The following is a 12,043-nucleotide window of genomic DNA, read 5'->3' on the forward strand; positions in this document are numbered from 1 at the left end:
GGGCACTAAACCGTTTCGAAGCCGCCGAGAGCGGTGTCACCGGCCCACGCGCGGACGAGTCGAAGCCCTTATTATTCGGACCGCGGTACGACTCGGTGCGTCGCGGGCTCGTAGATCAGGGGTAGATCACTCCCTTGGCATGGGAGAGGCCCCGGGTTCAAATCCCGGCGAGTCCACTTCTTCACTCACTTCGTTCGTTCAGTCGTGGACTCGCCGTAGTCCCACTCGCTCCCTTCGGTCGCTCGCGGGACTCCCGGCGAGTCCATCGGAGCGACCGAGTTCCGCGAAGGACGAGAACGGCGAGCCGAGCGTCCGTTTCGTTCGTTGCCGACGCTTCGCACCAGTTGCCCGAAGGATCCTCAGTCTCTCGCTGCTCGCGGGGTTCCGGGCAGTCCGTGTCTATCCGTCTCGGTGGCGACGGTAGGTTGATGCTGTTCGAATAGGTTGACTCCTCACATGCGCACGCCTCCGGAGGGGATCTCTGTCGGTGACTGCGTCACACAAGAGGACATCGAAGAGGCGTTCGATACGGGCTTTGGATACCGAATCTCCGGCATCAACCCCCGGCGGGACCATCAGGATAGTCGCTACGTGTTGGTGTTCGCAACAGAGGAGGGCCCCTACGACGATTCCGTAACGCAAGAACGGTTTGAGTACGTCGGGGAAGGGTTGAGTGGAGACCAGAGCGAAACGTCACCCGGTAACTCTACGCTCATCGATGCTATCGGAGGTGGCATCCCTGTCCACTTCTTTTATCAATCCGCGAGCGTTGACGAGTGGGAGTACCAGGGAGTAGTCGATGTACTGGAGTACGAAGTCGTCGAGCGAGATGGGCGGGATGTTCTTGTGTTCACGATGGAATATCGGGACGACGAAATGACGCACGATTCGGAAGACTGGCTTGATGCTGTGAGAACAGAACTCGGACGGTATCAGGAACGACACGACGAACGAATCGTCCACTTACGAGAACTCTACGACAGTTCGGAACAACGACTTGCCTCCAAGTTCCCCGAAAACGACCACGTGCGGGCGAAGATCAGACAAACGCTCCAACGGCTTCGTGACAGAGGCGAGATCGTGTTTCTGGACGAGCAAGGAACGTATCGGATCACCGATTTAGATCTCGAAACCGGCGAGATGCTTTCGACGACGGGGACGGTCACAGCGGAGACGAGTTCTGATCCACAACTGACCGAGGACGAAGAACGGTTCACGGAGACACGTCGCCGGGCGCGCGATTCCGAGTTCGCCACAACGGTCAGGGAAGCGTACAACCGAACCTGTGCTGTCTGTGGGAGTAGTCGAGAGACACCCGATGGAAGCCCGGAGGTCGAGGCTGCACACATCTATCCGAAATCCGAAGGTGGTGCGGATGATGTACGTAACGGCATCACTCTGTGTCGACTCCACCATTGGGCGTTCGATACCGGCTGGCTCGCATTCACTGACGACCACGAAATTCTGGTGAAAGACGTTCCCGAACGAGAGGGGTACTACGAATTCAAGCAGTTAGAGGGGGACTCCCTGATCCTCCCAACTGACGGCGGTGTCGAACCACATCCGACGTATCTACGAGAGCACCGCGATCTACACGGGTTCCGGTGACAACTCACCGTCCACGGACTCTCAGAGCGTGACCTCCGTTCGCGTCGTTACGGCTTATACGGGCGGGACCGCGTCGAACAGTACGTCTAGCACGACGACACCCACTCCGTCGTACGCCTCAATCGCGCCGCACCCGTCGAGTGGGGACGGACCCATCAACTCAGCCGCTCGAACCGGTGCCGGACGATCTCCGAGTCGTCGTCCCACTCGAAGTTCTCGTGGGCGCGCTCCAGGATCTGCTTGTAGTGCTCGAGGTCGCGAGCACCCTCCGCGCGGGCGTCGGCGTCGGTCATGTTGCCCAGCGTCCGTTCGTCGACGGCGACGACTTCGAAGGTCGTCCCGTCGATGTCGAAGGTGTCGCCCTCGTCGGCGTACTGCTGCCCGCGGTGGATCTGCGTGACCTCGCCGTCGAGAGCCTGCTGGCGCATTCGGTCGTTCGGCAGGAGCGTCCCGGGATCGAGTCGAGCCATACCCGAACGCGGGACTGGAGCGTGAAAACGGTTTGTGGCCGGCGCGCCGCGTGGTGGGCAGTCGAGCGCGTCACCACGAGGCCGGCTTTTTGTCCGTCCCGAACCAACGGGGAGTCATGTCACACACACTGGTGAACTACGACGACGTGGACGCGGTCGGTGGCGGCCTGCACTTCCTGCGCGACGCCTTGGAGTGTTCGAACCTCGGCGTGTCGATCCTCGAGTGTGATCCGGATTGGAGCGGCAAACCCCACGACCACGCGGACGACGGGCAGGAAGAGGTGTACGTCCTCGTCGAGGGGGCGGCGACCGTGACGGTGGACGACGACACGGTGTCGATGTCGGCCGGCGACGCCCTGCGGGTCGTCCCCGAGTCGACCCGGCGGATCGACGCCGACGAAGCGTGTCTGTTCGTCGTCGCCGGCGCACCCTAAACTCGGGCTTCGAGGTCGACGAGAGCCGTCTCGTCGTCGACGTCGACCGGGACGCGGTGGCGGCGACTCACCGAACGGGGGCGCTTCGCCCGGCGGCGACCGAGCCACCGCCAGCCCAACTCCCGGAGTTCGCGGCGCTGTTCGTGGTCGAGTCCGGATCGCGTGGTGTCGGTCATGGGTGTCGTCGGCGTCCGGCGGTCGAATCGCGGACGGCCGACCGTCGTGACGGCATCGACTTCAACCTGTGGATAGGTGTCATACGGCTGTACGGTCCACGAGGTACATCCACAAAAACAATTATGGATGTTCGCGAACACGTCGAGCCATGCAGAAACCGCTTCTCGTGACCGACTTCCTCGACAGGGCCAGAGAGTACTACGGCGACCACGAGGCGGTCGTCGCGACGACCGGCGACCGGTACACGTACGACGAACTCGGCGAGCGAGCCGATCGGTTCTCCGCCGCGCTGCAGGCCCGCGGCGTCGGGAAGGGCGACCGAGTGGCGGTACTCGATCCGAACACGCACTACCACCTAGAGGCGGCCTACGGCAGTATGCAACTCGGCGCGATCCACACGCCACTCAACTACCGTCTGACGGCCGACGACTTCGAGTACATCCTGACCGACGCCGGCGTGGACGCCATCTACGCCGACGCCGAGTACGCCGGCCGGATCGAGGCCGTCCGCGATGCCGTCCCGACCGAGACGTTCGTCACGAACGATCCCGAGGCGGTCGACGGCGACTGGGAGGGGTTCGACGCCGTCCTCGAAGACGCGGGGGCCGACTACGACCGCCCCGAGATGAACGAAAAAGAGGTGATCACCCTCAACTACACGTCGGGGACGACGGGCGATCCGAAGGGTGTGATGCGCACCCACCGGACGGAGACGCTCCACGCCTACGTCGTGACGATCCACCAGAACATCGCGGACGACGACGTCTACCTCTGGACGCTGCCGATGTTCCACGTCAACGGCTGGGGACACATCTTCGCGATCACGGGCATGGGGGCGAAACAGGTCTGTACGCGCGGCATCGACGCCGAGTGGATCTTCGACACCGTCGTCGCGGAGGACGTCTCCTATCTCTGTGCCGCGCCGACGGTGTTGAACATGCTCATCGACCACTACGAGGGAACCGACGTGACGACGGCGGGCGACAACGACGTGCGCATCGCCACCGCGGGGTCGGCCCCGCCGGAGACGACGATCCGCACCGTCGAGGACGAGTTCGGCTGGTATCTCACTCACGTCTACGGTGCGACTGAGACGGGGCCACTCGTCACCACCTCCGACGCCCGGCGGCTGTTCGACGACGGCTCGGACGACCGATTCGCGGTAAAGAAACGCCAGGGACTGGGCTATCTCGGCACCGAGATCAGGGTCGTCGACGACGACGGCGAGGACGTGCCCCGCGACGACGAGACCATCGGGGAGGTCGTCGTCCGTGGCAACCAGGTGATGGAGGGGTACTGGGAGAACCCCGAGGCGACCGAGGAGGCCTTCTCCGACCGTGTCGAGGGTTACTACCACATGGGTGACCTCGCGACGGTCGACGAGAACGGCATGATCTCGATCCAGGACCGCAAGAAGGACATCATCATCTCCGGCGGGGAGAACATCTCCAGCATCGAACTCGAGGACACGCTGTTCGACCACCCGGACGTGGGGTCGGTGGCCGTCATTCCCGCGCCCAGCGAGAGGTGGGGCGAGGAACCGAAGGCCTTCGTCGTCCCCGCGAACGGCGACCCCGACGCGCCGGGCGTCGACGCCGAGACCCTGATCGAGTTCACGCGGGAGCGACTCGCGGGGTTCAAGACGGTCCGGCGCGTTGAGTTCGTCTCCGAACTGCCGACGACCGCGACGGGGAAGGTCCAGAAGTACGAACTCAGGTCGAAGGAGTGGGACGACGAGGAGCGGATGGTCGGCGAGGGGTAGTCCGACGGCTCCGTAACCCGGCCGTTGGGTCCGATATACGACACGTACCGAATACGTTTTCACCCGATCCCGGAACGGAACGTGTATGTCGAGCACTCGGTCGGAAAACAGCCACGTCTTCGGTCACGATACCGTGACCGTCCTCTGTGTCGACGACGATCGGGCGCTACTGGAACTGACGGCCGACGCGCTCGAAACCGAGGACGACCGCTTCCGGGTGTTGACCGAGGAGCGCCCGGCGGCTGGGATCGACCGACTCGAGGCGGAACCGGTCGACTGTGTCGTGAGTGACTACCGGATGCCGAAGATGGACGGCATCGAGTTCCTCACCGCCGTTCGGGATCGGTTTCCGGATCTGCCGTTCATTCTGTTCACGGGCGAAGGCTCCGAGACGATCGCGAGCGAGGCGATCTCGGCGGGCGCGACCGACTACCTCCGGAAGCGGACGGGGGCGGACCAGTACACGTTGTTGGCCAACCGTATCGGCAACGCGGTCGAGAACGCGAGGATGCAACGCCAACGCCAGCGCCACTTGGAGGCGATCGAGACCGCGCAGGAGGGGATCAGCATCCTCTCGAACGACGGCTACTTCACCTACGTCAACGAGTCATACGCGGCCCTGTATGGGTACGAACCGGAATCACTGATCGGCGAACACTGGGAACTGCTCTATCCGGACGGGAAAGCCGAGACCGTCCGGAACGAAATCCTCCCGACGGTCGAAGCGGAAGGGTACTGGCACGGCTACACCACCGGCATCCGCGCCGACGGCAGCACGTTCACGGAGGATCACGTCCTCTCGACGACCGACGGCGGGGAGCTGGTCTGTACCGTCCGCGACGTCACGGAACAGCGCCGACGGAGCCGGGAACTGGAGGCGCGGACGGAAGCGATAGAGGCGGCCATAGACGGTGTCGCGGTCCTCGACGAAGGCGGCGAGTACACCTACGTCAATCAGGCCCACGCCGACGTCTACGGCTACGACACACCCGAGGCGTTCCGAGGCGAGTCGTGGCGGCTGTGCTACGGCGACGACGAAATCGACCGGTTCGAAGCGGAGGTGTGGGCCGTCCTCGAGGAGCGCGGATCGTGGCGGGGCGAGGCCGTCGGGAGGCGGCGTGACGGGAGCACGTTTCCCCAAGAGCTGTCGCTCACTCTCCTCGACGACGGCAGGGTGATCTGTATCGTCCGCGACATCACCGAGCGAAAGCACCGCGAGCGCGAGCGGGTCTTCTTCGAACGGGCGGTCGAACAGATCGGCACTGGCGTCGCCGCGTACGACGGGACGGGCGAGATACAGTACGTCAACGAGTCCTACGCGGAACTGCTCGGGACGACTCCGGACCGACTGATCGGATCGCCCGTCTACGCGGCGAACCCCGAGTTCGACCCGGAGCGGTTCGCGGAGTACTGGACGTCGTTCGACCGTGGCGAGACGCGCGTCCACGAGACGGTCCACGAGCGGTACGATACCGGCGAACGGTTCCCCGTGCGAGCGTCGACGACACGCGTTCGCATCCACGGGATCGAGTACCACATCGGCACGGTGAGCGACATCACCGAGCGGAAGGCACGCGAAACCCAACTCGAACGCGAAATCGAGCGACTCGACGAGTTCGCTAGCATCATCTCCCACGACCTCCGGAACCCGTTGAGCGTCGCTCAGGGGCGACTCGAACTACTGGATATCGACGGCGAGAGCGAGCATCTCCCAGTGATCGAGGACGCACTCGCGCGGATGGAGGTGATCGTCGACGACACGCTCACGCTCGCTCGGGAGGGGAAGACCGTCGACGAGACGGAACCGATCGCACTCCCCGAGTTCGCCCGGACCTGCTGGGACACCGTCGACACCGCCGACGCCGAACTCGTCGTGGTCGACGACGTCTCCCTCCGTGCGGACCCGGAACGTCTGCGGAGTCTGCTGGAGAACGTCTTTCGGAACGCGGTCGAACACGGCGGTCCGACGGTGACGGTCCGCGTCGGCCGGCTCGACGACGGCTTCTACGTGGAGGACGACGGCCCTGGTATCCCCGACGCCGACCGGGACGACGTGTTCGACCACGGGTTCTCGACTGCTCCCGACAGCACGGGACTCGGTCTGGCGTCGGTCGAACAGATCGTGGAGGCCCACGGCTGGACGATCGAGCTGGCAGACGCTACCGACGGTGCGCGCTTCGAGATCCGCTGCTGAGGCGCCCGGGATCAGTCTTCGCCGACGACCTCGGACGTCTCGGCGTACAATGTCCCCCTGTCGATGTACTCGTCGGCGGCGTACGCACCCATCTCTCCGTCGACCTCCTTGACGACCTCTGCCGGCGTCCCGGCGACCAGCGTTCCCGGCGGGACCTCCGTTCCCTCGGTGACGACGCTCCCGGCGGCGACGATGGCGCCCTCGCCGACCGTGGCGTCGTCGAGGACGACCGAACCCATGCCGATCAGCGCCTCCTCCTCGACTGTCGCCGCGTGGACGATGGCCGTGTGGCCGACGGTGACCCGACGACCGACGACGGCGTCCTCGTGGCAGACGGCGTTGTCCTGGACGTTCGCCCCTTCGCGGATCACGATCGGTTCCGAGTCGCCGCGGAGGGAGGTGTTGGGCCACACCGACGCGTCCCGTTCGACGGTGACGTCGCCGACGACGACCGCCGCGTCGTCGACGTACGCCTCGTCGTGAACCGTCGGTTCGACACCGTCGAGTGATCTGAGTACCATGGCACCCCCCACGGACACCACGGATAAAATCGCACCGGATGCGCCGCCGGCGTCGGCGACGGGTCGTCCGGTCAGTCGTCGCCGGGGACCGGACCGCCGAAGGCGTCGCCGCCGAGGGTGCGGTCGTTGTTCGCGACCCACCGAAGCAGGAGGAACGCGAACACGTACTTCGCGAGGATGTCGAGGCCGGAGTAGCCCCACGAGGTGACGCCGACGCTCAGGAGCGCCAGCCCCTCGGAGCCGAGCGCCCAGAGGATCGGGTAGCCGAACCACAGGACGACGGTGAGGTTCCGGAGCGTGCCGAAGATTTCGCCGGTGCCGGCGGCTGCGGCGTCGGCGGGCCACTCGAACAGCAGGATGTACACCACGGCGAGGAAGAAGGCACAGCTGATCGCGTAGAACAGCCAGCGAAACAGCACGGACGAGGTGATCAGCGCGGCCGCGAGTCCCGTGATGCACATCCCGACGTCCATCGTGATCGCGGTGAACAGTTTCGTGAAGTCGGTGCCGGCGAGCAGGCCGAGTGCGGCCAGGATCGCCGGCGTCGAGAACGTCCACGTGAGATACCGACCCCACGGCGACAGCACCTCCTGGCCGGCGAGGGCGTGGCCGGCGGGCATCTCGAGGAGTCCGACCGTCAGCCCGGACGCGAGGCTCGTGTAGGAGGAGATGGATACCAGCGGCACCAGCAGCGTCGCGACCCAGATCAGTTTCGCGCGCTCCCCCTGGACGTTGCGACCCATGTAGACGAACAGCAGGATCGAAAGCCCGGCCAGGGCGATGTTCACCCAGAGCGAACTGTTCAACAGCACGTCGTTTTGGATTTCGGTCAGGACCTCGCCCTGCGCCTGCAGGGGGGCACCGAACTGTGCACCCGTCGCCGCCTCGGTGAGGAACGTTTCGATCATCGTCGTGCTCCGTCGACCGTCTCGACCGACAGTCGGACGGTCACCACCCCTTGTGATTTGTCGAACCAATAACTAACGGTGGGGTCGAGTGCGGTTCCGTCATCACAACCCGACAGAACGTGACAATCCGGCGACGCGAGGTCACTCCAGTCGCTCGGCGTACGCGACGTCCCGGTCGGTCGCGGTCGGTCTGTCGCCGTCGAGTTCGATCCGCCAGCCCTCGATGGCGGTCGGGTCGTCGAGCGCCGCCCGGAGGGTGGACCGCACGTCCCGGAGGTCGACCCCGTAGTAGTCGTCGGGGACGCCGTGGAGATACTCCAGAGCCGTCTCGAACAGCGACCGCATCCCGTCGTCGTTCTCGAAGTCGAAGTGCTTGTACGCGCCTGCCGCGACCTGAACCATCCCGTGGAGGAAGGCGCTCTCGGTCGATCCGCTCCCGTAGTTGTACCACTCGTCCTCGAAACAGTCGTGTGACTCGTGGAACGCACCGGCGTTGTAGAGGCGGACGCCGTGGACCACCGCCCGCCGGAGGGTCCCGTGTTCCCACCCGTTCGACTCGCCGCGGTTCGCCCGCCAGCCCGTGGGGTCGCCCGATGTCGGCGGGCCGACGCCGTGGTCGCGGGTGTGGTCGTCCATACCACACGCAGACGGGCCACAGGCCTAAGCGCTGCGGTGGGGGGACCGACACGCCCACGGCGCTCAGGCGTCGTCGAGGTTCCCGTCCCACCGCAGACCGTCGACGACGTCGGCGAGGTGCCGGCCCGCGCCGTCGATGCGGTCACTGACTGCTCCGAGCGACTCCACGACGGCCTCGATCGTCTCCGGGTCGTGCAGGTCGCCCTCGGACACGATGGGGGAGGCGGCGTAGCTCTCGATCGGAAGCGGGTGGCCGTCCGTCACCGCGTCCATCGCGCGGTCCGTCGCCGCCGGTGTCGCCTCCCGCATCCGTTCGAGAACGAGCAGCATCGAGACGAGGTCGCGATACTGTTCCTGCGCCCACGCCGCGGAGTCGTGTCGGACGCCGAACGTCCCCTCGACGTGGGCGACGATGTCGTCCACCCGGTGGACGGTCTTCGCCAGCGACTCGCCGTCCGGAATCCGCGGGAGGTTGTCGACGGTGAAGCCCCGGGTGTACAGTTCGTAGTACACCTCGACGGGCGGCATCGTGCCGGCGCCGTCGTCCCGTGTGTGCTCCAACACCGCGGTTCGGCTCTCCTCGTCTTGGATCCGGAACCAGTACTGGTCGAAGCTGAACCGCGTGAACGCGGTCGCCCGAAGGTACAGGTCCCCGTCGGATCGGAGCAGGAGCACCGTCACCGCGGGGAGAGCCTCGCCCCGGTGGTCCCGACTGGCCGGGACCGTGTAGGGCGGTTCGGTCGGCGGTTCGTCCGCGTGCCACTCGATCATGTCGATGTCGCGCACCTTCGGCAGGACCGCCGCGCCGTCGACGTCGTACCTCGTCACGATCTCCGCGGCGACCTCGCGGCGTCGGTCGGCGTCGGTGAAGACGTCTCCGACGACGCCGAGGCCGAGGTCGTCGAGCGAGAACTCCTCGTCCGGGATCGATATCTGGAGGCCCAATCCGAGAGCGTACGTCTTCAGCAACGCTGAGAGGGTACTCATCGCCACCTGCACCAACGGGTGGCTGTCGGTGGCGGCGGACGCGAGGGTCGCGTGGAGCGAACACAGATAGTCGAGTTCGTGTGGGCGGCGTGGGGCTGGCGCAGTCGGGTCGGCGAACCCCGTCCACAGGAGCGCGCGACGGACGTTCACCGGAATCCGCTCGTAGTCGCCGTTCGGCCGGAGTTCGGTGCGCCGTGGATCGGTGAGTCGGAACACGTACCGATCGGAGTCGTCGGCGTCGGTCGCGTCGACGAGGTGGTGGGTGCAGACGACGTCGGCGCCGGACGTGGCGGCCTGGAGTTGGAGGTCGACGGTTCGGGTGTCCGCCCACGTCGACGCGTCGACTGCGTCGCGGTCGGTCGGGGTTGCGAGATGTGCTTCGCCGAGCAGGTAGTACTCGAGTGGGCCGTCGACGATGGGATACGAGATGGTCGGGAGATCGGTGATGTCCATGGAAACCGAACGCTCGCCTATCGGTTAGTAGTACGTGTAGCCCCGCCCGGATCGAACCGACACGGAACGCACTTCAACGCCGACGACTAGAGACGAACAATGAGGATTCGAGAGTTCGGCGACGACCCGGACGTGGCGGTCGTCGCGGCGATTCACGGCGACGAACCCTGTGGTCCGCAGGCGGTCGACGCCTTGCTCGCCGACCCACCGGCGTTCCAGCGCCCGGTGAAGTTCGTCGTCGCCAACGAGCGAGCACTGGATGCCGGGGCACGCTACCTCGACGACGACCTCAACCGCTCGTTTCCCGGCGACGACGTCGCCGAGAGCCACGAACGGCGGCTGGCGGCCCGCCTCCTGGCGGAACTGGACGGCTGTACGACGCTCTCGCTACACTCCACGCAGTCGTACGCGAACCCGTTCGCACTGGTCGACACCGTCGATCCCGGGATCGCCGCGATCTGTGAATGGCTCCCCGTCGACGCGGTGGTGGAGACGGCGGCCTACGCCGACGGTCGGCTGATCTCCTACCCCGGGACGGTCGAGGTGGAGTGTGGCCTCCAAGGGTCGGAGTTGGCGGCGGCGAACGCCCGATCGCTCGTCGAGGCGTTCCTCGTCGCGACCGGGGCTCTCGACCCGGAAGCCGAGACGGAGGCGGACGGCGACATCCCGGTGTTCCGGCTCACGGACCGGGTGCCGAAGGCACCGGCCGACGACTACGAGGTGTTCGTCGACAACTTCGAACGCGTCGCCGCGGGCGTCCCCTTCGCCTCGGCCGACGGCGACGACCACGTGGCCGACGACGCGTTCTATCCGATCTTGATGTCTCCGGAGGGGTACGAGAACGTGTTCGGCTACGCCGGCGACCGGGTGGGACGGCTAGCCGACGTCGATGACGGTCAGTCCTCACGGGGCGCGAGTTCGACCAGCGTGAGGTCCCGATCCAGCATACAGTAGTCGTGTGGCGGGTCCCCGAGCACCTCGTCGATGCGGTACTCGGCGTCGAAGTCGACACCGTCGGGAACACAGTAGGCGTGGCTCGGACAGTCGGTGTACGGACAGGCACCGGCGAGCCCCGCCTTGCTCCCGGCGTAGGCGGTCTGTGACGGCACGTTCGCGGGGGTCGGAGCGGGTTCGACCTCGACGGCTCGCACGCCGGCGTCGTGGACGGCACAGTCGAGCGTCTGGGCGTTCTCTCGGACGTCGGTGATCCGGTAGCGGGATCCGGGGGAGAGGTCGAGACACTGCCCGCGGTAGGGGCAGCCCTCACACGCGGTCGACTCGCCGCGGAACACGAACTCCCGACCCACCTCCGCGAGCCGCGTCCCGATGAGCGTGACCTCGGACATGCCGCCACGTTCTGTGCCCGCGCGGTTAAGTCTCGCGACCGACGAGGGCGTCGAGCCGGTCGCAGTACGCCTCCCGGGGGACCTGGTAGACGGCGCGGTAGTCGATCTCTCCCGCGGCGAACGCGCCGGCCAGTTCGACGGCCGCGGCGACCGCTTTTGCCCGGGTGTCTCGGGTCTCTACCCGCGCGTCCACTTCGGGCTCGAGATAGAGCGTGACGGTCCACTCGTCGGACCCTCGCGCGCCCGGCCGCCGTCGGGGTGATCCGGGAGAGAGGTAGATCGTCGGGAGACAGGGGGCCGGGAACGCCTCGGTGTCGAACACGTCCGGGCGGTACGCCAACACCGCCCGGCCGTCCGACTCCTCGTGCCAGACCGTCCATCCGTCCGCGAGGCTGTCGAAACTCACGTCCTCATCTCGGCAGCCCGGCCTCCAAGTAGCCTTCGCCCGCGGCAGGCGACGCACACGTGAAAGCGCGAGGCGGCGGCACTCGAACGCTCGAGCGTCCACTGCCGGCCCCCGCACTCCGCAGGTGTGAGATCAACAGTT

13 protein-coding genes and 1 tRNA gene are annotated in these 12,043 nt (G+C 66.1%); 6 read left to right on the top strand and 8 right to left on the bottom strand.

Annotated features, from left to right (window positions below; genetic code table 11):
* The first annotated feature begins 104 nt into the window (after nucleotides 1-104).
* Nucleotides 105-176: transfer RNA gene (locus NBT81_RS08225), tRNA-Ala, on the top strand.
* A gap of 280 nt (nucleotides 177-456) precedes the next feature.
* The gene (locus NBT81_RS08230; RefSeq protein WP_338742384.1) at nucleotides 457-1,608 is read left to right on the top strand and encodes an HNH endonuclease; all 1,152 of its coding nucleotides are present in this window, start codon (nucleotides 457-459) and stop codon (nucleotides 1,606-1,608) included.
* A 155-nt stretch (nucleotides 1,609-1,763) separates the two neighbouring features.
* On the opposite strand, the gene NBT81_RS08235 is transcribed toward NBT81_RS08230, so the two are convergent.
* Nucleotides 1,764-2,078 (bottom strand): ASCH domain-containing protein, encoded by a 315-nt coding sequence (locus tag NBT81_RS08235; RefSeq protein WP_338742386.1) that lies wholly within the window; start codon nucleotides 2,076-2,078, stop codon nucleotides 1,764-1,766.
* 116 nt (nucleotides 2,079-2,194) lie between these two features.
* Here NBT81_RS08235 and NBT81_RS08240 point away from each other — a divergent pair, with 116 nt between their 5' ends.
* Nucleotides 2,195-2,512, top strand: a complete 318-nt coding sequence (locus NBT81_RS08240) for a cupin domain-containing protein (RefSeq protein ID WP_338742387.1) — start codon at nucleotides 2,195-2,197, stop codon at nucleotides 2,510-2,512.
* On the opposite strand, the gene NBT81_RS08245 is transcribed toward NBT81_RS08240, so the two are convergent.
* A complete protein-coding gene (locus NBT81_RS08245; RefSeq protein WP_338742388.1) occupies nucleotides 2,509-2,688 on the bottom strand; it encodes a hypothetical protein in 180 nt (59 codons plus the stop codon). The genes NBT81_RS08240 and NBT81_RS08245 overlap by 4 nt on opposite strands.
* 149 nt (nucleotides 2,689-2,837) lie before the next feature.
* Between NBT81_RS08245 and NBT81_RS08250 the strand changes: the two genes are divergently transcribed.
* Together NBT81_RS08250 and NBT81_RS08255 are read left to right on the top strand one after the other, a co-directional pair.
* Nucleotides 2,838-4,451 carry a long-chain-fatty-acid--CoA ligase gene (locus NBT81_RS08250; protein ID WP_338742389.1) on the top strand — a complete coding sequence of 538 codons (1,614 nt, stop codon included), beginning with the start codon at nucleotides 2,838-2,840 and terminating at the stop codon, nucleotides 4,449-4,451.
* Between the two features lie 85 nt (nucleotides 4,452-4,536).
* Nucleotides 4,537-6,645, top strand: coding sequence for a PAS domain S-box protein (locus NBT81_RS08255; RefSeq protein WP_338742390.1), 2,109 nt, complete (start codon nucleotides 4,537-4,539; stop codon nucleotides 6,643-6,645).
* A gap of 11 nt (nucleotides 6,646-6,656) precedes the next feature.
* Here the strand turns inward: NBT81_RS08255 and NBT81_RS08260 are convergent, their stop codons facing one another.
* The 4 genes from NBT81_RS08260 to NBT81_RS08275 all read right to left on the bottom strand — a co-directional run bounded on the left by NBT81_RS08260 (nucleotide 6,657) and on the right by NBT81_RS08275 (nucleotide 10,150).
* Complete coding sequence (locus NBT81_RS08260) at nucleotides 6,657-7,166, bottom strand: gamma carbonic anhydrase family protein (protein ID WP_338742392.1); 510 nt, start codon at nucleotides 7,164-7,166, stop codon at nucleotides 6,657-6,659.
* Nucleotides 7,167-7,237: 71 nt separating this feature from the next.
* Nucleotides 7,238-8,074, bottom strand: coding sequence for a bacteriorhodopsin (locus tag NBT81_RS08265; protein ID WP_338742394.1), 837 nt, complete (start codon nucleotides 8,072-8,074; stop codon nucleotides 7,238-7,240).
* A 141-nt stretch (nucleotides 8,075-8,215) separates the two neighbouring features.
* Nucleotides 8,216-8,710 (bottom strand): DUF309 domain-containing protein, encoded by a 495-nt coding sequence (locus NBT81_RS08270; protein WP_338742395.1) that lies wholly within the window; start codon nucleotides 8,708-8,710, stop codon nucleotides 8,216-8,218.
* 63 nt (nucleotides 8,711-8,773) lie between these two features.
* On the bottom strand, nucleotides 8,774-10,150 hold the full coding sequence (locus tag NBT81_RS08275) for a hypothetical protein (protein ID WP_338742396.1): 1,377 nt from the start codon (nucleotides 10,148-10,150) through the stop codon (nucleotides 8,774-8,776).
* A 99-nt stretch (nucleotides 10,151-10,249) separates the two neighbouring features.
* Here NBT81_RS08275 and NBT81_RS08280 point away from each other — a divergent pair, with 99 nt between their 5' ends.
* Nucleotides 10,250-11,104: a succinylglutamate desuccinylase/aspartoacylase domain-containing protein gene (locus tag NBT81_RS08280; RefSeq protein WP_338742397.1), complete on the top strand. Its 855-nt coding sequence runs from the start codon at nucleotides 10,250-10,252 to the stop codon at nucleotides 11,102-11,104.
* Here the strand turns inward: NBT81_RS08280 and NBT81_RS08285 are convergent.
* Together NBT81_RS08285 and NBT81_RS08290 are read right to left on the bottom strand one after the other, a co-directional pair.
* Nucleotides 11,047-11,496 (bottom strand): UPF0179 family protein, encoded by a 450-nt coding sequence (locus NBT81_RS08285; RefSeq protein ID WP_338742399.1) that lies wholly within the window; start codon nucleotides 11,494-11,496, stop codon nucleotides 11,047-11,049. The two genes, NBT81_RS08280 and NBT81_RS08285, sit on opposite strands and share 58 nt — an antisense overlap.
* A 25-nt stretch (nucleotides 11,497-11,521) precedes the next feature.
* Nucleotides 11,522-11,902 carry a DUF5820 family protein gene (locus NBT81_RS08290; protein WP_338742401.1) on the bottom strand — a complete coding sequence of 127 codons (381 nt, stop codon included), beginning with the start codon at nucleotides 11,900-11,902 and terminating at the stop codon, nucleotides 11,522-11,524.
* Nucleotides 11,903-12,043 lie beyond the last annotated feature (141 nt).

The sequence above is a fragment of the Haloplanus sp. CK5-1 genome, assembly GCF_037201915.1.
GTDB classification, from domain to species: Archaea; Halobacteriota; Halobacteria; order Halobacteriales; family Haloferacaceae; genus Haloplanus; species Haloplanus salilacus.

Excerpts from the sequence above, each read along its gene's own strand:
- NBT81_RS08230 (WP_338742384.1), top strand. The coding sequence starts at position 457 with ATGCGCACGCCTCCGGAGGGGATCTCTGTCGGTGACTGCGTCACACAA.
- NBT81_RS08235 (WP_338742386.1), bottom strand. The coding sequence starts at position 2,078 with ATGGCTCGACTCGATCCCGGGACGCTCCTGCCGAACGACCGAATGCGC.
- NBT81_RS08240 (WP_338742387.1), top strand. The coding sequence starts at position 2,195 with ATGTCACACACACTGGTGAACTACGACGACGTGGACGCGGTCGGTGGC.
- NBT81_RS08245 (WP_338742388.1), bottom strand. The coding sequence starts at position 2,688 with ATGACCGACACCACGCGATCCGGACTCGACCACGAACAGCGCCGCGAA.
- NBT81_RS08250 (WP_338742389.1), top strand. The coding sequence starts at position 2,838 with ATGCAGAAACCGCTTCTCGTGACCGACTTCCTCGACAGGGCCAGAGAG.
- NBT81_RS08255 (WP_338742390.1), top strand. The coding sequence starts at position 4,537 with ATGTCGAGCACTCGGTCGGAAAACAGCCACGTCTTCGGTCACGATACC.
- NBT81_RS08260 (WP_338742392.1), bottom strand. The coding sequence starts at position 7,166 with ATGGTACTCAGATCACTCGACGGTGTCGAACCGACGGTTCACGACGAG.
- NBT81_RS08265 (WP_338742394.1), bottom strand. The coding sequence starts at position 8,074 with ATGATCGAAACGTTCCTCACCGAGGCGGCGACGGGTGCACAGTTCGGT.
- NBT81_RS08270 (WP_338742395.1), bottom strand. The coding sequence starts at position 8,710 with ATGGACGACCACACCCGCGACCACGGCGTCGGCCCGCCGACATCGGGC.
- NBT81_RS08275 (WP_338742396.1), bottom strand. The coding sequence starts at position 10,150 with ATGGACATCACCGATCTCCCGACCATCTCGTATCCCATCGTCGACGGC.
- NBT81_RS08280 (WP_338742397.1), top strand. The coding sequence starts at position 10,250 with ATGAGGATTCGAGAGTTCGGCGACGACCCGGACGTGGCGGTCGTCGCG.
- NBT81_RS08285 (WP_338742399.1), bottom strand. The coding sequence starts at position 11,496 with ATGTCCGAGGTCACGCTCATCGGGACGCGGCTCGCGGAGGTGGGTCGG.